Source organism: Enterobacter sp. SGAir0187, from assembly GCF_002952735.2.
Taxonomy (GTDB): domain Bacteria; phylum Pseudomonadota; class Gammaproteobacteria; order Enterobacterales; family Enterobacteriaceae; genus Enterobacter; species Enterobacter quasiroggenkampii.
Window position 1 is genome coordinate 674713 of sequence record NZ_CP025034.2, and the last position, 19775, is coordinate 694487.

Consider the following 19775-nt stretch of genomic DNA (forward strand, 5'->3'; position numbering starts at 1 on the left):
GAATTAACGGATCTCAATCATCGGTCGGCCACCGCGCGCGGTCACCAGCTCGCCGATCGCCGTCAGGGTAATACCAAACTCGGCGGCGGTCGCCTGAACCTCGGCTTCGGATTCCGGCGTGACCGCCAGCAGCAGGCCGCCGGAGGTTTGCGGATCGCACAGCAGATTGCGCCATTCTTCTGGCATTTCGCCCATCAGGTGACCATAGCTGGCGAAGTTACGCTGGGTACCGCCCGGGACCGCGCCCTGAGCAATGTACTCCTCCACGCCCGGTAGCTTCGGCACGTCCTGATACCAGACCTGCGCCTGCACGCCCGCGCCCTGACACACTTCGGAGAGGTGCCCCAGCAGACCAAAACCGGTTACGTCGGTCATCGCCTTCACGCCATCGATATTGGCGAACGCCGCACCGGCGAGGTTCATCTGGCACATGACTTCGGTTGCCAGCCCTTTGTGCTCCGGTTTCAGCAGGGACTTTTTCTCGGCGGTGGTCAGCACGCCAATACCCAGCGGCTTGGTGAGGAACAGCTTGCAGCCCGCCTGTGCGGTGCTGTTGCGCTTCACGCGTTCGGTCGGCACCACGCCGGTGACGGCCAGGCCGAAGATAGGCTCCGGCGCATCGATAGAGTGACCACCGGCCAGCGCAATTCCTGCCTGCTGGCAGGCGAAACGGCCACCATCAATCACTTCACGGGCCACTTCCGGCGGGATGGTGTTGATCGGCCAGCCCAGAATGGCGATCGCCATAATCGGCTTACCGCCCATGGCAAAGATATCGCTGATGGCGTTGGTGGCCGCAATGCGCCCGAAATCGAACGGATTGTCGACAATCGGCATAAAGAAGTCGGTGGTACTGATAATGCTGGTGCCGTTACCTAAGTCATAAACTGCAGCATCGTCGCGCGTTTCATTGCCGACAAGCAGGTTCGGGTCGACAAACTTCGCCTGTTCACTGTGCAGGATGGTCTCCAGCACTTTCGGGGAAATTTTACAACCGCAACCGGCTCCGTGGCTGTACTGCGTTAAACGAATGGTTTGCTCGCTCATGGACGTCTCCTGTCATCTCAATCGCGCTATGGTAGCGCTCATTCCATAAAGAGGTAAGTATGACTGTCTGAATTCTGCGGCAGATGCTCAGAATCCAGACAGTTTAGCGTGCGTTATCAGAAGCGGCTGACGAAAGGCGTGGTGTCCGGCACGCTGATGGTGCTGGAGGCTTTAAGCTGCGGGGTGCCGAGGTAGAGGAAACCGACAATTTTGTCATGCTCACCGCAGCCAAAACCGTCACGGACCGCCGGGCTTTCAGTCAGCGCACCGGTACGCCAGATACCGTTGAAGCCTTGCGCGACGGCAGCCATTTGCATCGCCATCACCGCACAGCCCGCGGACATTTCCTGCTCCCAGACCGGCACCTTATGGCCCGCCTGACATTTTGCCACGACGGCGATGATCATTGGGGCGCGGAACGGAGCATTGCGCGCCTTGTCGATCCCTTTCTCATCCTGCCCGGCGGCCACCGCCCCCTGCTCCAGCAGCTGACTGAAGCGATCGCGGCCTTCGCCTTCAATTACAAAGAAGTGCCATGGCTGCAGTGTGCCATGATCGGGGGCACGCATGCCGGCACGCAGAATGTTCTCCAGCTGCTCGCCTGCCGGGGCAGGTTCGGCCAGACGGGAAGCGCTACGGCGGTTAACAAGCAGTTCGAGTGCGTCCATTGGTTAACTCCTTTCTTGAAATTTACTCACAAAATTAACACGGCGGCAGATTTTGTTACAGCCTGGCAGGCGATTCCTGCTGACAAGTGGCGGTTGGGTCATTACGATAACCCAACATTACCGTCCAGTGGCGACGGAAACAGTCATTTTCTGGTTAGGGAGAATACATGCGAACCCTTTGGCGAATCATTGCCGGTTTCTTTAAATGGACGTGGAGACTGCTCAACTTCGTCCGCAACCTGGTGATGAACATCTTCTTCATCTTCCTGGTTCTGGTTTGCGCGGGCATCTGGATGCATATCAGCAATGCAAATCAGGCGCAGCATTCAACGCGCGGCGCGCTATTACTCGATATCACTGGCGTTATCGTTGATAAGCCGTCCACCAGCAGTCGCCTGAGCGTGATTGGTCGCCAGCTGTTTGGCGCGACGTCAGACCGCCTGCAGGAGAACTCCCTGTTCGATATCGTCGATACTATCCGTCAGGCCAAAGACGACCGAAACATCACCGGGATCGTGCTGGATCTGAAAGATTTTGCCGGCGGCGACCAGCCTTCTATGCAGTACATCGGTAAAGCGCTGCGCGAGTTCCGCGACAGCGGCAAGCCGGTAATTGCCGTGGGCGACAGCTACAGCCAGGGACAATATTATCTGGCGAGCTTCGCCAATAAGATCTGGCTCTCCCCACAGGGTACGGTCGATCTGCACGGCTTTGCCACCAACGGCCTGTACTACAAATCGCTGCTCGATAAGCTGAAGGTCACCACCCACGTCTTCCGCGTCGGTACGTACAAATCTGCCGTAGAGCCGTTTATCCGCGACGATATGTCCCCTGCCGCCCGTGAAGCGGACAGCCGCTGGATTGGCGAGCTGTGGCAGAACTATCTGGGCACCGTTGCCGCGAACCGTCAGATTACGCCTGAGCAGCTGTTCCCTGGCGCGCAGGGCGTGCTGGCAGGCCTGCGTAAGGTTGACGGCGATACCGCGAAATACGCGCTCGATAACAAACTGGTTGATGCCCTGGGCACCAGCGCCGAGATTGAAAAATCCCTGAGCAAACAGTTTGGCTGGAGCAAAGAGGACAAAAATTACAGCGCCATCAGCATGTATGATTACTCGACGAAGAAACCGGATGAGAACGGTGACAGCGTCGCGGTGGTCTTTGCTAACGGTGCGATCATGGACGGTCAGGAGACCCCGGGGAACGTGGGCGGCGATACTACCGCGTCACAAATCCGCGATGCGCGCCTGGATCCGAAAGTGAAGGCGATTGTCCTGCGGGTGAACAGCCCTGGCGGCAGCGTCAGCGCCTCTGAAGTGATCCGCGCTGAACTGGCCGCGGCCCGCGCCGCCGGTAAGCCGGTCGTCGTCTCAATGGGCGGAATGGCCGCCTCCGGGGGTTACTGGATCTCAACGCCAGCCAACTACATCGTGGCTAACCCAAGTACGCTGACCGGCTCGATTGGTATCTTCGGGGTGATCAACACCGTAGAGAACAGCCTGGATTCTCTGGGCGTGCATACCGACGGCGTAGCGACCTCTCCGCTGGCGGATGTCGCGGTGACCAAATCCCTGCCGCCGGAAGTCTCTGAGATGATGCAGCTCAGCATTGAGAACGGCTATAAACGCTTTATCTCCCTGGTCGCCGACTCGCGTAAAAAGACGCCTGAGCAGATCGACCAGATTGCGCAGGGCCACGTCTGGACCGGTCAGGATGCGAAGAGCAACGGACTGGTAGACAGCCTGGGCGACTTCGATGACGCGGTGAAGAAAGCCGCCGAACTGGCGAAGCTGAAGCAGTGGCATATCGAGTATTACCAGGACGAACCGTCGTTCTTCGATATGGTCATGGACAGCATGTCCGGCTCGGTACGCGCCATGCTGCCGGAGGCGCTGCAGGCTTACCTGCCTGCGCCGGTCGCCACGGCGGCAAAAGCGATGAAGGCGGAAAGCGATAAGCTTGCGGCCTTTAACGATCCACAGAGTCGTTACGCGTTTTGCCTGACCTGCGCGAACGTCCGTTAAAAACCGTCCCCTCTTCCCACGAAGAGGGGATTTTTTTCTTTTGAAGAACAAGAACTCACTACCATGCAGAAGAAATCGATTTATGTAGCCTACACTGGCGGTACCATCGGTATGCAGCGCTCCGAAAACGGCTATATCCCCGTCTCCGGCCACCTGCAGCGTCAGCTTGCGCTGATGCCCGAATTCCACCGTCCGGAAATGCCTGACTTTACTATCCACGAATACGAGCCGCTGATGGACTCCTCCGACATGACGCCGGAAGACTGGCAGCACATCGCGGATGACATTAAAGCCCATTACGACCAGTACGACGGTTTCGTGATCCTGCACGGTACCGACACCATGGCGTTTACCGCCTCGGCGCTCTCCTTCATGCTGGAGAACCTGAGCAAGCCGGTTATCGTCACCGGGTCGCAAATCCCGTTGGCGGAGTTGCGCTCGGACGGGCAGATCAACCTGCTGAACTCCCTGTACGTGGCGGCGAATTACCCGATTAACGAAGTGTCGCTGTTCTTCAACAACCGTCTGTATCGCGGCAACCGCACCACCAAAGCCCATGCCGACGGTTTTGACGCCTTCGCCTCCCCTAACCTGCAGCCGCTACTGGAGGCCGGGATTCATATCCGTCGTCTGGGCACGCCGCCTGCGCCGAACACCGCGGGCGAGCTGATTGTGCATCCGATTACTCCGCAACCGATTGGCGTGGTCACCATCTATCCGGGTATCTCTGCCGACGTGGTGCGTAACTTCCTGCGCCAGCCGGTGAAAGCGCTGATCCTGCGCTCCTACGGCGTGGGCAATGCGCCGCAGAACGGTGAATTCCTGAAAGAGCTTCAGGAAGCCAGCGAGCGTGGAATTGTGGTGGTGAACCTGACCCAGTGTATGTCCGGTAAAGTGAATATGGGCGGCTATGCCACCGGCAACGCGCTGGCGCATGCGGGGGTGATCAGCGGTTTCGATATGACCGTTGAGGCAACGCTGACTAAACTTCACTATTTACTGAGTCAGGATCTGGACATTCAGTCCATTCGCAGCGCGATGATGCAAAACCTGCGCGGCGAACTGACGCCTGACGAATAAGGAGGTCTCATGAAGCAACGCGCCCTGCTCCTGGTCGATTTGCAAAATGATTTCTGCGCGGGCGGTGCGCTGGCCGTCGCCGAAGGTGACAGCACCGTTGACGTGGCCAACACGCTGATTGACTGGTGCAAAGCCCGCGGCGAAGCGGTTGTCGCAAGCCAGGACTGGCACCCGGCGAATCACGGCAGCTTTGCCAGCCAGCATAACGTCGAGCCTTTCACTCAGGGAGAGCTCGACGGGCTGGCGCAAACCTTCTGGCCGGATCACTGCGTACAGCAGACCGAAGGCGCAGCGCTGCATCCGCTCCTGAATCAAAAAGCCATCGACGCGGTGTTCCACAAAGGCGAAAACCCGGCTATTGACAGCTATAGCGCGTTTTTTGATAACGGGCATCGTCAGAAAACCGCTCTCGATGCGTGGTTACGTCACCACGAAATCACGGAGCTGATTGTGCTGGGCCTGGCAACGGACTACTGCGTGAAGTTCACCGTGCTGGATGCGCTTCAGTTAGGCTACACCGTCAGCGTCATCACCGACGGCTGCCGCGGGGTGAACATTCACCCGCAGGACAGCGCCCAGGCGTTTATGGATATGGCAGCGGAAGGCGCAACGCTGTATACGCTCGAAGACTGGCAGGAAACGCAGGCTTAGGCCTTTTAAGCCGGGTGGCGGCTTCGCTTTCCCCGTAGGCCGGGTAAGGCGCGGCCGCCACCCGGCAATCCCCCTCTCCGATCCCCATAAAGTGAACTCCCTCGCAACCTCAGCGAAGCGGCAATGCTATTCTCTTTAGGCTGTTTTTTCGCCACGCCTTTTCCGTGGCGTGGTTAATTTTATTAAGTCAAAGAGGAACTTGTATGAAACGTTTGCCCTTGCTGGCAGCATTACCCTTGCTTTGCGCGTCAGTTGCCTCCGCCAGTTCCCTGATGTCCGTGGGCTACTTTAACGGGGGCGGCGACGTCACCGCCGGACCGGGTGGCGATATCAATAAACTGGACGTTCGCCAGATCACCCACCTGAACTACTCGTTTGGTCTGGTCTATAACGACGAAAAAGACGAAACCAACGCCGCGCTGAAAGATCCGGCGAAGCTGCATCAAATCTGGCTATCGCCAAAAGTAGCGTCCGATCTGGCCTTAATCCCCACGCTGCGTAAGCAAAACCCGAACATCAAAGTGCTGCTTTCCGTCGGCGGCTGGGGCGCGCGTGGCTTCTCTGGCGCAGCGGCAACCCAGGAGAGCCGCGCGGTGTTCATCCGCTCCGCACAGGAGATTGTCGAAAAATATGGTCTGGACGGGATCGATCTCGACTGGGAGTATCCGGTCAACGGCGCCTGGGGGCTGGTGGCAAGCCAGCCCGCCGACCGGGATAACTTTACCGCCCTGCTGAAGGAGATGCGCGACGCGTTCGGGCATAAAAAGCTGGTGACCATTGCGGTAGGCGCGAATGCGGAAAGTCCGAAAAGCTGGGTGGATGTGAAAGCGATTGCGCCCCTGCTCGACTACATCAACCTGATGACCTACGACATGGCGTACGGCACGCAGTACTTCAATGCCAACCTGTATGACTCCAGCACCTGGCCGACGGTGGCCGCCGCGGACAAATACAGCGTCGATTTTGTGGTGAACAACTATCTGGCCGCCGGACTCAAGCCGCAGCAGATGAACCTCGGGATTGGTTTCTATGGCCGCGTACCGAAACGCGCCGTGGAGCCGGGCATTGACTGGACGAAACCCGATGCGCAAAAAAATCCGGCCACTCAGCCTTACTTCGGGCCGCAGGAGATTGGGTTGTTCAAGTCACTCGGCTATGACCTGACCAAAGATACCTACGTGAAGTATAACGATATCGTCAAAAAGCTGCTGAACGATCCGCAGAGACGCTTCACCGAACACTGGGACGACCAGGCAAAAGTGCCGTGGCTCTCGGTGAAAGGTGTCGATGGCAGCGCGCTGTTTGCGATTTCGTATGAGAACCCGCGATCCGTGGCGATCAAAGCGGACTACATCAAAGAGAAAGGGCTCGCCGGAGCGATGTTCTGGGAGTACGGCGCGGATGACGAAAACCGGTTAGCGAAGCAGCTGGCGGCGTCGCTCGGGATCCCACACTAAGGTAGTGTGCCGGGTGGCGCTCACGCTTACCCGGCCTACACGGAGAGCCTTATTTGAAAGTCGCAATCGGCTTCGGCGTGATGCCGAAGTCCTCTTTCAGCTCGCGCTTGCTCTTCATCACCATCTGGCCCTGGGTGTCGATCGTCATGTGCTGCGCGTCGGTGTTGTTGCGCGCCTGCCACAGCATCACCAGCTGCAGGCTGTTCTCTTTCTGCTCCGGGGTCAGCGCGACGCCATCGGGCCATTTTCCCAGCTCTACGGCGGTGACCAGACGCTGATAAATTTCCGGCGTCATCCCGCTAATCATGTCATCAATATTCACAATCCCGCCCTTTCGAAGGAATAATTTGCTGAATCGTTTTTTCAACCCTTGATCTGGTCGCCATTCTCATCATCGGTGAAGCTCATTGAGGCTGAATTCACGCAGAAACGCTCGCCCGTTGGCTGAGGGCCATCCGGGAAGACGTGGCCAAGGTGCGCATCGCAGTTGCCACAGCGAATTTCCGTGCGCACCATGCCGTGCGACGAATCGGTCAGATAGCGGATAGCCTCATCGCTCACCGGCTCGTAAAAGCTCGGCCAGCCGCAGCCCGAATCAAATTTCGTTTGTGAATTAAACAGCGGGGCATCACAGACCAGGCAGTGGTAGACACCGTCCCGCTTGTTGTGCAGTAAACGCCCGGTGAACGGGGGTTCCGTTCCGTGGTTCTGCGTTACGTAAAACTGCATTTCTGTGAGGTTTTTTTTCAAATCGTCAGGGTTACGTTGGTTCGACATATGCTTACATCTCGCTGTAGAAACAGACATCTTTTACCCCGCATTCTAACAAAACATTAACACCCTTGCGTGCACTTTTGATCTAAACTTATGTGTCGCGAAAAGGCGGTCAGGCAATTGTGATCACATTCACATTTTTATCCTGCGAGGACTTTAAAATTCCGGGCGCAGCCCCCATGTGGTTGCAAGCTCAAAGGGAAAGTGAGGCGAGTCAGTCGCACAAACGTTAGTCACAGGATTGATTTGTCGCAATGATTGACACGATTCCGCTTGACGCTGCGTAAGGTTTTTGTAATTTTACAGGCAACCTTTTATTCACTAACAAATAGCTGGTGGAATATATGACTATCAAAGTAGGTATCAACGGTTTTGGCCGTATCGGCCGTATTGTTTTCCGTGCTGCTCAGAAACGTTCTGACATCGAAATCGTTGGTATCAACGATCTCCTGGACGCTGAATACATGGCGTACATGCTGAAGTACGACTCAACTCACGGTCGTTTCGACGGCACCGTTGAAGTGAAAGACGGCCACCTGGTTGTAAATGGCAAAACCATCCGCGTTACTGCTGAAAAAGACCCAGCTAACCTGAAATGGAACGAAATTGGTGTTGACGTTGTTGCTGAAGCAACCGGTATCTTCCTGACCGACGAAACTGCACGTAAACACATCACTGCTGGTGCGAAGAAAGTTGTTCTGACTGGTCCTTCCAAAGACAACACCCCAATGTTCGTTCGTGGTGCAAACTTCGAAACTTACGCTGGCCAGGATATCGTGTCTAACGCATCCTGCACCACCAACTGCCTGGCACCGCTGGCTAAAGTTATCAACGACAACTTCGGCATCATCGAAGGTCTGATGACTACCGTTCACGCAACCACCGCTACTCAGAAAACCGTTGATGGCCCGTCTCACAAAGACTGGCGCGGCGGCCGTGGCGCGGCTCAGAACATCATCCCATCCTCTACCGGTGCGGCTAAAGCTGTAGGTAAAGTACTGCCAGAACTGAATGGCAAACTGACTGGTATGGCGTTCCGCGTTCCAACGCCTAACGTATCCGTTGTTGACCTGACCGTTCGTCTGGAAAAAGCTGCTTCTTATGAAGAAATTAAGAAAGCAATCAAAGCTGCTTCCGAAGGCCCAATGAAAGGCGTTCTGGGTTACACCGAAGACGACGTTGTTTCTACCGATTTCAACGGCGAAGTGTGCACTTCCGTGTTTGATGCTAAAGCAGGTATCGCACTGAACGACAACTTCGTTAAACTGGTATCCTGGTACGACAACGAAACCGGCTACTCTAACAAAGTACTGGACCTGATCGCTCACATCTCCAAATAAGTTGAGATGAGTGTTTGATCCAAAAAGGCGACTTCGGTCGCCTTTTTTATTTATAAGACAGAGGATTGCTTAATGATTAATAAAATTTTTGCACTTCCGGTAGTCGAACAACTTACCCCTGTGCTCTCCCGCCGCCAGATTGACGGTGCTGACGTTATCGTCGTTGACCATCCACGCGTTAAGGCCTCCGTGGCGCTGAACGGCGCCCACCTTCTCTCCTGGAAACCCGAAGGTGAAGCAGAGGGATTGTGGCTGAGCGATGCGACCTCTTTCAAAAAAGGGGCGGCGATTCGCGGCGGCGTACCGATCTGCTGGCCGTGGTTCGGCCCGTCCGCACAGCCGGGTTTGCCTTCTCACGGTTTTGCCCGTAACCAGCAGTGGACCCTGAAAGCGCATAACGAAGACGACAACGGCGCCGTGCTGACCTTTGAGCTGCAGGCTAACGATGAAACTCGTGCCCTCTGGCCGCATGATTTCACCCTGTACGCCCGCTTTAAGCTGGGTAAAACCTGTGAAATCGAACTGGAAGCCCATGGCGAGTTCGAAACCACCTCAGCCCTGCACACCTATTTCAACGTGGGTGACATCAGCGCAGTGAAGGTGAGCGGCCTTGGCGATACCTTTATCGACAAAGTCGATAACGCCAAAGAAGGGAAGCTGAGTGACGGCGTTCAGGCGTTTCCTGACCGTACCGACCGCGTCTATCTGCATCCGGAAGCATGCAGCATGATCCACGACGGTGCCCTGAACCGCGGCATCGAGGTGGTACATCACCACCATAGCAACGTGGTGGGCTGGAACCCGGGTCCGGCGCTGTCTGTCAGCATGGCCGACGTGCCTGACGACGGTTATAAAACGTTCGTCTGCGTGGAAACCGCCTGCGTGACCACCCCGCAGAAAGCGAGTGAAGAAAAGCCATCTCGTTTAGGGCAGACGATCCGCATTGTTAAGCGATAATCTCGCCGCACCACACTAAAGCAAACGGGGCGCATGCGCCCCGTTTTAATGCATCAATTGCACACTTTGAGTGCACAATCAGAACTTGTAGGTCACACCGACAGAGAAGATGCCTGCCCAGGACTTGTCGACCATCGGGCTATCCTTCACTTCATCGCTCAGACGCTCATAACGGCCAGTACCGTACACGCTCCAGTCGCCGAGGAAGTTATAGCTCGCGGTCAGCTCCAGGTACGGATCCCAGCCGTCATCTGCGCTGTAACTCTTCAGACCGCTACGACGGGACTCGTTTTTAGAGACGCCATAATAGTAGTCGTTGTAGTTCTCGCTGTTGTACTGCACACCAATCCCTGGGGTCAGAGTCAAAGCACCGTTGGTATAGCGGTACAACCACGCCAGGTCCCAGATAAAACCGTTGCTGTTATCCAGCGTATCGCCTGCCAGGGCCGTACGCAGGAAGCCATACTGGGTGTTATGCACATAAGAGAGGCCGGCCATCATCGAGCTTTTACGCTTGTCGAGCTGGCGAAGCGCGTGGCTGTCGCTATCACCCGGCTTGAAGTGCGTCGGATCGTAGTAGGCCATGATGGAGAGCTTATCGGCCGTATCGTTCCACAGATAGTAGCCGCCGCCGAGCCCACGGAACCAGACGTTATCCCCTTCATAGGTGATAACGGGAACAGGGTAAACATCACGGTCATACTGTTTGTACGGGCTGTTAATGACGCCAACACCCGCGCCAACCGTCCACTGACTTTCCGCCTGTGCGGTGCTTACTGCGGTCGCGGCAAGGATGCCTAATGCCAGAAGTTTGAGTTTGGTCACAATCCATTCTTTCCTGTAGTCAAATAATCAGCGGGTGAAGTGTAACCGCCATTCCCGTACATCCCAAAATTTTTTGCCTGCTAATCAGTCCGATTAACCCATTATTTTTAACTTATCAGATGACAACCTGCTTTCATTTACATGAACGCTGAATGAAAAACGTGCTTTTGCCTTATTACCAGAGTGGAAATTTTTGGATGAGTTATTGATATGTCATTGAAAGTAGATTTTATGGGCATGCAAGTTTTGCAAATGCCATCTACGCTTTAATTTAAGAAGAGTTTTCCTGAACACCTGCGGTTCTTAGCGTCTGACCTGGCACACAGGTTGCTGCTCTGGCAGTGAGGTGCGAGAGATTCTCTTCCGGGAGCCTCCACTACTCATACGAACGGCTCTTATCCTGTGCTAAAAAACGAAAGGACGGCATGCCATGAATATATTCGATCACTATCGCCAGCGCTATGAAGCTGCCAAGGACGAAGAGTTCACACTGCAGGAGTTTCTTACCATCTGTCGGCAAGATCGCAGTGCCTATGCCAATGCGGCAGAACGGCTATTGATGGCTATTGGTGAGCCAAACATGGTTGACACTGCCCTGGAACCCCGGCTTTCCCGTCTCTTTTCGAATCGGGTGGTCGCCCGATACCCGGCGTTTGAAGAGTTCTATGGTATGGAAGATGCCATCGAACAGATTGTCTCCTACCTGAAGCATGCCGCTCAGGGTCTGGAAGAGAAGAAACAGATCCTTTATTTACTCGGCCCCGTGGGCGGCGGTAAATCCTCGCTGGCGGAACGCCTGAAGTCGCTGATGCAGCGCGTGCCTATCTATGTGCTGAGCGCCAACGGCGAGCGCAGCCCGGTGAATGACCATCCGCTGTGCTTGTTCAATCCGCAGGAAGATGCGCAGATTCTGGATAAAGAGTACGGCATCCCGCGTCGCTACCTCGGCACCATCATGTCGCCGTGGGCGGCCAAACGCCTGCACGAATTTGGTGGCGACATCACCAAATTCCGCGTGGTCAAGGTCTGGCCGTCGATCCTGGAACAGATCGCCATCGCCAAAACGGAACCCGGTGATGAGAACAACCAGGATATTTCGGCGCTGGTTGGTAAGGTCGACATCCGCAAGCTGGAAAACTTCGCGCAAAACGACCCGGATGCCTACGGCTACTCGGGCGCGCTGTGCCGGGCTAACCAGGGGATTATGGAATTCGTCGAGATGTTTAAAGCGCCCATCAAGGTGCTGCATCCACTGCTGACGGCGACTCAGGAAGGAAACTACAACGGGACGGAAGGTATCTCCGCCCTGCCGTTTAACGGGATCATTCTTGCCCACTCGAACGAATCTGAATGGGTGACCTTCCGTAATAACAAAAACAACGAGGCCTTCCTTGACCGCGTGTACATCGTCAAGGTGCCTTACTGCCTGCGGATCTCCGAAGAGATCAAAATTTACGAGAAACTGCTTAACCACAGTGAGCTTGTGCATGCGCCGTGCGCGCCGGGCACCCTGGAAACGCTGTCACGCTTCTCCATCCTTTCGCGCCTGAAAGAGCCGGAAAACTCCAGCATTTACTCGAAAATGCGCGTGTATGACGGTGAGAGCCTGAAGGATACCGATCCGAAAGCGAAATCGTATCAGGAATACCGCGACTACGCCGGGGTTGATGAAGGGATGAACGGCCTGTCCACGCGCTTCGCGTTTAAGATCCTCTCCCGCGTCTTTAACTTCGACCATGCGGAAGTGGCGGCCAACCCGGTGCATCTGTTCTATGTGCTGGAGCAGCAAATTGAACGCGAACAGTTCCCGCAGGAGCAGGCTGAACGCTACCTTGAGTTCCTGAAAGGTTACCTGATCCCGAAATACGCCGAGTTCATTGGCAAAGAGATCCAGACGGCCTACCTGGAATCTTATTCAGAGTACGGGCAGAACATTTTCGACCGTTACGTCACTTACGCTGACTTCTGGATCCAGGATCAGGAGTACCGCGACCCGGATACCGGCCAGCTGTTTGACCGTGAATCCCTGAACGCGGAGCTGGAAAAAATCGAGAAGCCTGCCGGGATCAGCAACCCGAAAGACTTCCGTAACGAGATTGTGAACTTCGTCCTGCGCGCCAGAGCGCATAACAACGGGCGCAATCCGAACTGGACCAGCTACGAGAAACTGCGCACGGTCATTGAGAAGAAAATGTTCTCCAATACCGAAGAGCTGCTGCCGGTAATCTCGTTTAACGCCAAAACCTCAACCGATGAACAGAAAAAACACGACGATTTTGTCGACCGTATGATGGAAAAAGGCTACACCCGCAAACAGGTTCGCCTGCTCTGCGAATGGTACCTGCGCGTGCGTAAATCGTCTTAAAACAAGTGCCCGGCGGCGGTGAGCGCCTGCCGGGCCTACAAAATGCAAGTTGGCAAATGCAGTACGGGGGGTATATGACCTGGTTTATTGACCGGCGTCTTAACGGCAAAAACAAGAGCACGGTGAACCGCCAGCGCTTCTTGCGTCGTTATAAAGCGCAAATTAAACAGTCTATCTCCGAGGCCATCAACAAACGCTCGGTGACCGACGTCGACAGCGGCGAGTCTGTCTCCATCCCCACCGATGACATCAGCGAACCGATGTTTCATCAGGGGCGAGGCGGCCTGCGCCATCGCGTACACCCAGGTAATGACCACTTCGTTCAGAACGACAGAATTGAGCGCCCTCAGGGCGGCGGCGGTGGTTCAGGAAGCGGTCAGGGACAGGCCAGCCAGGACGGTGAAGGCCAGGACGAATTTGTCTTCCAGATTTCGAAAGATGAATATCTCGACCTGCTGTTCGAAGACCTGGCGCTGCCGAATCTGAAAAAGAATCAGCATCGTCAGCTTAATGAATATAAAACCCACCGCGCGGGTTATACCGCCAACGGCGTGCCCGCCAACATCAGCGTAGTGCGTTCGTTGCAGAATTCGCTGGCGCGACGCACGGCCATGACGGCAGGCAAACGTCGCGAACTGCGCGAGCTGGAGAGCAGCCTCAAGGTAGTAGAAAACACGGAACCGGCGCAACTGCTGGAAGAGGAGCGCCTGCGTAAAGAGATTGCAGAGCTGAGGGCGAAGATCGAACGGGTACCGTTTATCGACACCTTCGACCTGCGCTACAAGAACTACGAAAAACGCCCTGAGCCCTCCAGCCAGGCGGTGATGTTCTGTCTGATGGACGTGTCCGGCTCGATGGATCAGGCCACCAAAGATATGGCGAAGCGTTTTTATATCCTGCTCTATCTGTTCCTGAGCAGAACCTATAAGAACGTGGAGGTAGTCTATATCCGCCACCACACCCAGGCGAAGGAGGTGGATGAACATGAGTTCTTCTACTCGCAGGAGACCGGGGGCACCATCGTCTCGAGCGCGCTGAAGCTGATGGATGAAGTGGTCAAAGAGCGCTACGACCCGGCGCAGTGGAATATTTATGCCGCGCAGGCGTCGGATGGCGATAACTGGGCCGACGACTCGCCGCTGTGTCACGAGATCCTGGCGAAGAAAATTCTGCCGGTGGTGCGTTACTACAGCTATATCGAAATCACCCGTCGTGCTCACCAGACCCTGTGGCGGGAGTATGAGCATCTGCAGGCGATGTTCGATAATTTTGCCATGCAGCATATCCGTGACCAGGATGACATTTATCCGGTGTTCAGGGAGCTGTTCCACAAGCAGTCTGCTACCAGCAACGCATAACCCCACAGCCAGCGAACCCGCTGGCTGTTTTCTTTCGACCCCGTTCATCCCGTGCTAATGTAGAACGCTGCATACTGGATTATCACCGGGAAAATCGTTATGACTGACGACGTTATAGGAACAGGAACCCACCAGCAGCTCATTACCTTACTTACTGAGCAGGGCGCGCGTTTTCGCGTCATGGAACACGAGGCGGTTGGGAAATGTGAAGCGGTAAGTGAAATTCGCGGAACCGATCTGCGGCAAGGCGCCAAAGCCCTGGTCTGCAAAGTGAAGGGAAACGGCGTAAAAAAACACGTTCTGGCGATTCTGGCCGCCGATCTACAGGCTGACCTGAGCCAGCTTGCCAGCCATTTTGGCGGGCTAAAGGCCTCCCTCGCCAGCCCGGCCGAAGTCGATGCCCTGACCGCCTGCGTTTTCGGCGCTATCCCGCCCTTTAGCTTTCATCCTGACCTGGCACTGGTTGCCGACCCGCTGCTGTTCGAGCGCTTTGACGAAATCGCGTTTAACGCCGGCCTGCTGGAGAAATCCGTGATTATGGATACCCAGGATTACCTGCGCATCGCCCGTCCTGAGCTCGTCACCTTCCATAAAGCGTAACTGCGATGGCTGACGCCCTGTCAGCCTTTTCGTTCCAGAAACAGCACGGAGGCAACGAGAATAACGGCAATAGCGAAAAACGATGAGGAGATAATCAGCGTTTCCACAAACATGTGATCGTTCATGATGGCGACCCCTTTTGCGATATCTGCTTTCGTTTTAATCCGCGTAAATGACAAGGTTATGACAACGACAAAATCTTTTTAACCCTGTTCTCTGCCGCGTTTGCGCGTACAGTAAACAGAACAATTATTCTGGCAAGGATTCCCTATGTTTGACCCTACTCTGCTCATTCTTCTGGCACTCGCCGCGCTCGGCTTTATCAGCCATAACACTACCGTCGCCATCTCGATTCTGGTGCTGATCATTGTGCGCGTGACCCCGTTAAATACCTTTTTCCCGTGGATAGAAAAACAAGGCCTCACCATCGGGATTATCATCTTAACCATTGGGGTGATGGCGCCGATCGCCAGCGGCACCCTTCCCGCCTCAACGCTGCTGCATTCGTTTGTAAACTGGAAATCGCTGGTGGCGATCGCGGTGGGGATTTTTGTGTCGTGGCTGGGCGGTCGCGGCGTCACGCTGATGAGCAGCCAGCCCTCGCTGGTGGCGGGTCTGCTGGTGGGCACCGTGCTGGGCGTGGCGCTCTTTCGCGGCGTGCCGGTCGGCCCGCTGATTGCGGCTGGCCTTGTCTCGCTGTTTATTGGGAAGTCGTAGTCAGGCTGGCCATATAACGCGCCGGCGTCTGGCCCAATCCCTTCCTGAACATGGTGATAAACGCGGTGGTCGAGTCATAGCCCAGTGACTGGGCCACCTGCTGCACCGATTTCCCGCTTATTAAATGCTGTAACGCCACAATCAGCTGCAGCTGGTGGCGCCAGCGGCGGAAGCTGAGACCGGTCTCTTTCACCACCAGCCGCGCCAGATTGCGCTCGCTCATGGCGAAGTGACTCGCCCACTGCGTTAGCGTCTGCCAGGCGGCGGGCTCTTCCGCCATCTTCTCGCTCATCAGCCTGATTTTGGGATGGGGCGACACGGGCAGCTGCAGATGCTCCTGACGCTGGAGCGGCAGCTCGTCAAACAGCACGTCCACCAGGCGCGACGTGGTCGCAAGAGAGAGATGCTCAGGCGATTTTTCCGCCAGCGATAAAATCAGCTCCCGCACCAGAGGGGAGATTTTCAGGGTACAACAGCGCTCGGGCAGGCTGACGGCCCCCGGCTCAATAAACAAAAAGCAGAGCTGCGCGCCCGGCGTGGCCCTGTTGCTGTGCGGCATCTGGCCGGGGATCCAGACGGCATACTGAGGCGGCACCATCAGCATCGCATTTTCCACTTCACAGGTGATTGCGCCGCCGAGAGCCAGAATCAGCTGCCCCTTACGGTGATGATGCCGGGGAATATACTGTTCCTCCGCCACCACCTGAATGCGAAATGCGACGGCCGCATCGTGCTGGCTATCTGGATCGTAGCCTTCCAGTCCCAGACCAATCATCAGTTTGTCCGATATTAGCGATAAACTGTCATTTTAGCCTGATTTCAACCGCTGAGAAAATCGGTATTGTGTGCGCTCGCTTGAACGTATGAGAACATAATGACTACTGCTATTCGCACCTCAGGAAAACACGGCGCGCTGTTGATTGCAGGCATCCTGATGATTGCCACTACGCTTCGCGTCACCTTTACCGGCGCAGCGCCGCTGCTTGATACCATTCGTCTTGATTATGGCTTAAGTACGGCGCAAACCGGTCTGCTGACCACCCTGCCCCTGCTGGCTTTCGCCCTCGTCTCGCCGCTCGCCGCAGGCGTTGCCCGGCGTATCGGCATGGAGCGCAGCCTGTTTATCGCCCTGCTGCTGATTTGCGTCGGGATTGCCGTTCGCTCGCTGCCCTCCGCCGCTTTGCTTTTCACCGGAACGGCGATCGTCGGCTGCGGTATTGCGCTCGGGAACGTACTGTTACCCGGATTAATTAAGCGTGATTTTCCGGGCCAAGTGGCGAAGCTCACCGGCGCCTATTCCCTGACGATGGGCGTCTCGGCGGCGTTTGGCTCAGCGATGATTGTTCCCCTGGCAGAAGGGAGTGCGGGCTGGCATGGCGCGCTGCTGATGCTGATGGCGTTTCCGCTGGTCGCATTGCTGCTCTGGCTGCCGCAGTGGCGTCAGAAACACGTCGCAACGGTAACGGGCGCAGGCGCGCTGCATAACCGCGCGATCTGGCGCTCGGCCCTCGCCTGGCAGGTCACACTCTTTTTGGGGATTAACTCGCTGATTTACTACGTCATCATCGGCTGGCTGCCGGCGATACTGCTGAGCCACGGCTACAGCGAAGCGCAGGCCGGCTCGGTGCACGGGCTGCTGCAGCTAGCCACGGCCGTGCCGGGACTCGCCGTTCCGCTGATCCTCCACCGTCTGAAAGACCAGCGGGCGATCGCAGGCGCGGTGGCGCTGATGTGCGCGATAAGTGCGGCGGGATTATGGTTTATGCCGGGCATGGCGGTAATGTGGACGCTGGTGTTTGGCTTTGGCACAGGGGCAACGATGATCCTCGGCCTGACGTTTATTGGTCTGCGCGCCAGCACTGCACACCACGCGGCAGCGTTGTCCGGCATGGCGCAGTCGATTGGCTATCTGCTCGCCGCCTGCGGCCCTCCGCTAATGGGGAAAATTCACGATAGCGCGGGAGACTGGCGGATCCCGCTCTTGGGATGCGCGCTGGCCGCCGTGATAATGGCCCTCTGCGGCATCTTAGCCGGGCGAGACCGGGAGATCGCGCCCCGTTAAACAGTGTGGCAGACCCTCGGGTCTGCCTTTTTTACCCGCGCGCCGCGCGCAGCATCGCCTGTACCAGCACGACCGGACGTCCTTCCAGTGCAGCACGCTCATGCTGGAATAAGGTGATCACGAAGAACGGGTGCGTCACCAGCTCCGCGGCACGAATTTCACCCTGATCGTCCCAGCCCGTCACATGCATATCTCCGTTTTCCAGCGCCTGTGCAAACGCTGGAGACACGCCATAGTTACAGTGATATCCCTCTTCAATTTCCGGCTTGCCGTACGCTTTGGCGATCAGCGTATTCCTGCGCAGTTCAATCGCATCAGTTTTTTCCACCAGCGAGCAGGTCAGCGGCGCAATCACCATGGTGCCTTCGGTATCCGTCTCAGCGTGTGCCGCATCAGCCCAGCCCAGCACGTTACGGGCATACTCAATCAGCGCATGCTGGAACCCGCCGCAGGTGCCCAGGAACGGGATGCTGTTTTCACGGGCGTAGCGCGCGGCGATAAAAGCGGCCTCGGTGTTTTTGTAGGGGCTGGCAGGAACCAGCCAGATGGCATCGTAGCCCACCAGATCTTCAGAGCTTGTCAGCTCCGTCGTGGCCAGCCAGTCGTAATCGGCGGTGAGGTCAAGCACTGCGGCGGCGTCGTCAATGGCTAGCGGGATCGCCTGATGCGCAATAACATTGGGATTGTAATCGCCAACCAGCGCAATGCGCAGCGTCGTTTTAACCGGGAGGTGTTCCATGAAAGGTTCCTTATGCCAGAGTATTATCAGATAACATAAGGAACCTCAGACTACCGATCTTTTGCAATTATCACAATACCTTAAATTGGGAGGGTGAAATCATGATTCAGTGCAAACGGGTCTACGAACAGGCAGGCTCTGACGACGGCTATCGGGTACTGGTGGACAGGCTGTGGCCGCGCGGCGTTAAGAAAACGGATCTCGTGTATGACGAATGGTGTAAAGCGCTCGCGCCCTCGACTGAACTACGCAAGGCCTTTCATAGCGAAACGATTGATTTCACCGCCTTCAGTCAGGCCTATCGGGAAGAGCTGGCGCAGCAGGCTGACGAGGGCGCGCGTCTGGCGACGCTGGCGCGCAGGCAGACCGTCACCCTGCTCTTTGCTGCCAAAAACACGGAGCAAAATCACGCCCTGGTCTTAGCCGACTGGCTGCGCCATCTGTGATCAGCCGATCGTCAGTTCATCCAGAATTTGCGGTGCGTCATCCGGGGTGAGCGGCATCAGATGTTCGGCGCGGACAAACGCAAAGCCGTGCTGGTTATCGAAGGCGTAGACATCACCCGTCACCAGCCAAAGTGCGCGATCTGCGGTAGTGGGTAATTGCGTCATCACGCCGTTGACCGGGTTAACGAAACGCAGGCCAGGCTGGCAAAGGCCAAACAGCTCAACAGATTTACCAATATTGCGACGGCCTGACGCCGTGCGGGCACCCACGATCATCGCCATGCTGCCCGGTTTTAGCTGAAACATACTTCTCTCGCGGAAACGAACGCCAGAAACTGGCTAAGATTAATCCTAAAGAGAAGTGTATCGCAGGCGGTATCCGTCTGTCACCTGGTGGGTTGCGGATGATCGCGACGATAGAGCGTCCATTCATCGATCACTTCCCCGCCCGGTAATTTGCACTCGGTGCGAACGCCCTGCGGGCTTTGAACCGGGATCTGTTCCCCGCCTTTCTCCAGGCAGTAGACGGAGGCCGGGTTCGCCATACCGATAACGTGCGGCGGTTTCGGCGCATCGGGTGGCGTGGTTTTTGCGGTGCAGGCGGCCAGAGGAAGCGCCAGCGTCAGAAGCAGAAATCTCATCTCATTGATCCTTTTGACGTCATT

The 19775-nt window shown here is 56.2% G+C and carries 22 protein-coding genes; 12 read left to right on the forward strand and 10 right to left on the reverse strand.

What is annotated here, in order from left to right; translation table 11 throughout:
- Positions 1-3 precede the first annotated feature (3 nt).
- Both selD and CWR52_RS03255 read right to left on the reverse strand, forming a co-directional pair.
- Positions 4-1047, reverse strand: a complete 1044-nt coding sequence (selD, locus tag CWR52_RS03250) for a selenide, water dikinase SelD (protein WP_008500702.1) — start codon at positions 1045-1047, stop codon at positions 4-6.
- 116 nt (positions 1048-1163) lie between these two features.
- Positions 1164-1715: an NAD(P)H nitroreductase gene (locus tag CWR52_RS03255; RefSeq protein ID WP_023327148.1), complete on the reverse strand. Its 552-nt coding sequence runs from the start codon at positions 1713-1715 to the stop codon at positions 1164-1166.
- A gap of 167 nt (positions 1716-1882) precedes the next feature.
- Here CWR52_RS03255 and sppA point away from each other — a divergent pair, with 167 nt between their 5' ends.
- From sppA to CWR52_RS03275, 4 genes are all read left to right on the forward strand, one after another.
- Entirely contained in the window at positions 1883-3739 is a 1857-nt protein-coding gene (gene sppA / locus CWR52_RS03260; RefSeq protein WP_104948834.1) for a signal peptide peptidase SppA, read from the forward strand.
- A 63-nt stretch (positions 3740-3802) separates the two neighbouring features.
- Entirely contained in the window at positions 3803-4819 is a 1017-nt protein-coding gene (ansA, locus tag CWR52_RS03265; protein WP_008500705.1) for an asparaginase, read from the forward strand.
- Between the two features lie 9 nt (positions 4820-4828).
- Entirely contained in the window at positions 4829-5470 is a 642-nt protein-coding gene (pncA, locus tag CWR52_RS03270) for a bifunctional nicotinamidase/pyrazinamidase (protein ID WP_104948835.1), read from the forward strand.
- 203 nt (positions 5471-5673) lie between these two features.
- On the forward strand, positions 5674-6927 hold the full coding sequence (locus tag CWR52_RS03275; protein ID WP_104948836.1) for a glycoside hydrolase family 18 protein: 1254 nt from the start codon (positions 5674-5676) through the stop codon (positions 6925-6927).
- A gap of 49 nt (positions 6928-6976) precedes the next feature.
- Here CWR52_RS03275 and CWR52_RS03280 read toward each other — a convergent pair whose 3' ends face one another.
- Positions 6977-7249 (reverse strand): YeaC family protein, encoded by a 273-nt coding sequence (locus CWR52_RS03280; RefSeq protein WP_045327016.1) that lies wholly within the window; start codon positions 7247-7249, stop codon positions 6977-6979.
- A 41-nt stretch (positions 7250-7290) separates the two neighbouring features.
- Positions 7291-7704, reverse strand: a complete 414-nt coding sequence (msrB, locus tag CWR52_RS03285; protein WP_008500710.1) for a peptide-methionine (R)-S-oxide reductase MsrB — start codon at positions 7702-7704, stop codon at positions 7291-7293.
- A gap of 341 nt (positions 7705-8045) precedes the next feature.
- On the opposite strand from msrB, the gene gapA reads away from it, so the two are divergent.
- Both gapA and CWR52_RS03295 read left to right on the forward strand, forming a co-directional pair.
- Positions 8046-9041, forward strand: coding sequence for a glyceraldehyde-3-phosphate dehydrogenase (gapA, locus tag CWR52_RS03290; RefSeq protein ID WP_006809136.1), 996 nt, complete (start codon positions 8046-8048; stop codon positions 9039-9041).
- A gap of 72 nt (positions 9042-9113) precedes the next feature.
- Entirely contained in the window at positions 9114-9998 is an 885-nt protein-coding gene (locus CWR52_RS03295) for a D-hexose-6-phosphate mutarotase (protein ID WP_048027505.1), read from the forward strand.
- 78 nt (positions 9999-10076) lie between these two features.
- On the opposite strand, the gene CWR52_RS03300 is transcribed toward CWR52_RS03295, so the two are convergent.
- Complete coding sequence (locus CWR52_RS03300; protein WP_045910236.1) at positions 10077-10823, reverse strand: MipA/OmpV family protein; 747 nt, start codon at positions 10821-10823, stop codon at positions 10077-10079.
- Between the two features lie 430 nt (positions 10824-11253).
- Between CWR52_RS03300 and yeaG the strand changes: the two genes are divergently transcribed.
- The 3 genes from yeaG (at position 11254) to CWR52_RS03315 (ending at position 15146) form a co-directional block, all read left to right on the forward strand.
- The gene (gene yeaG / locus CWR52_RS03305) at positions 11254-13188 is read left to right on the forward strand and encodes a protein kinase YeaG (RefSeq protein ID WP_008500713.1); all 1935 of its coding nucleotides are present in this window, start codon (positions 11254-11256) and stop codon (positions 13186-13188) included.
- Positions 13189-13262: 74 nt separating this feature from the next.
- Positions 13263-14546 (forward strand): YeaH/YhbH family protein, encoded by a 1284-nt coding sequence (locus tag CWR52_RS03310; RefSeq protein ID WP_032651499.1) that lies wholly within the window; start codon positions 13263-13265, stop codon positions 14544-14546.
- A gap of 99 nt (positions 14547-14645) precedes the next feature.
- Positions 14646-15146 carry a YbaK/prolyl-tRNA synthetase associated domain-containing protein gene (locus tag CWR52_RS03315; RefSeq protein WP_008500735.1) on the forward strand — a complete coding sequence of 167 codons (501 nt, stop codon included), beginning with the start codon at positions 14646-14648 and terminating at the stop codon, positions 15144-15146.
- Positions 15147-15166: 20 nt separating this feature from the next.
- Here CWR52_RS03315 and yoaI read toward each other — a convergent pair whose 3' ends face one another.
- Positions 15167-15271 (reverse strand): small membrane protein YoaI, encoded by a 105-nt coding sequence (yoaI, locus tag CWR52_RS03320; RefSeq protein WP_010430055.1) that lies wholly within the window; start codon positions 15269-15271, stop codon positions 15167-15169.
- Between the two features lie 145 nt (positions 15272-15416).
- On the opposite strand from yoaI, the gene CWR52_RS03325 reads away from it, so the two are divergent.
- Positions 15417-15863, forward strand: a complete 447-nt coding sequence (locus CWR52_RS03325; protein ID WP_008500737.1) for a DUF441 domain-containing protein — start codon at positions 15417-15419, stop codon at positions 15861-15863.
- Here the strand turns inward: CWR52_RS03325 and CWR52_RS03330 are convergent.
- Positions 15847-16638, reverse strand: a complete 792-nt coding sequence (locus tag CWR52_RS03330) for an AraC family transcriptional regulator (protein ID WP_104948837.1) — start codon at positions 16636-16638, stop codon at positions 15847-15849. The two genes, CWR52_RS03325 and CWR52_RS03330, sit on opposite strands and share 17 nt — an antisense overlap.
- 99 nt (positions 16639-16737) lie before the next feature.
- Between CWR52_RS03330 and CWR52_RS03335 the strand changes: the two genes are divergently transcribed.
- Entirely contained in the window at positions 16738-17925 is a 1188-nt protein-coding gene (locus CWR52_RS03335) for a CynX/NimT family MFS transporter (RefSeq protein ID WP_104948838.1), read from the forward strand.
- 31 nt (positions 17926-17956) lie between these two features.
- Here the strand turns inward: CWR52_RS03335 and CWR52_RS03340 are convergent, their stop codons facing one another.
- Positions 17957-18664 carry a CTP synthase C-terminal region-related (seleno)protein gene (locus tag CWR52_RS03340; RefSeq protein WP_048222585.1) on the reverse strand — a complete coding sequence of 236 codons (708 nt, stop codon included), beginning with the start codon at positions 18662-18664 and terminating at the stop codon, positions 17957-17959.
- Between the two features lie 101 nt (positions 18665-18765).
- Between CWR52_RS03340 and CWR52_RS03345 the strand changes: the two genes are divergently transcribed.
- The gene (locus tag CWR52_RS03345; RefSeq protein WP_048027500.1) at positions 18766-19110 is read left to right on the forward strand and encodes a DUF488 domain-containing protein; all 345 of its coding nucleotides are present in this window, start codon (positions 18766-18768) and stop codon (positions 19108-19110) included.
- On the opposite strand, the gene CWR52_RS03350 is transcribed toward CWR52_RS03345, so the two are convergent.
- On the reverse strand, positions 19111-19416 hold the full coding sequence (locus CWR52_RS03350; protein ID WP_104948839.1) for a hypothetical protein: 306 nt from the start codon (positions 19414-19416) through the stop codon (positions 19111-19113).
- Between the two features lie 80 nt (positions 19417-19496).
- Positions 19497-19751: a DUF333 domain-containing protein gene (locus CWR52_RS03355; protein ID WP_045910230.1), complete on the reverse strand. Its 255-nt coding sequence runs from the start codon at positions 19749-19751 to the stop codon at positions 19497-19499.
- Between the last annotated feature and the right edge of the window lie 24 nt (positions 19752-19775).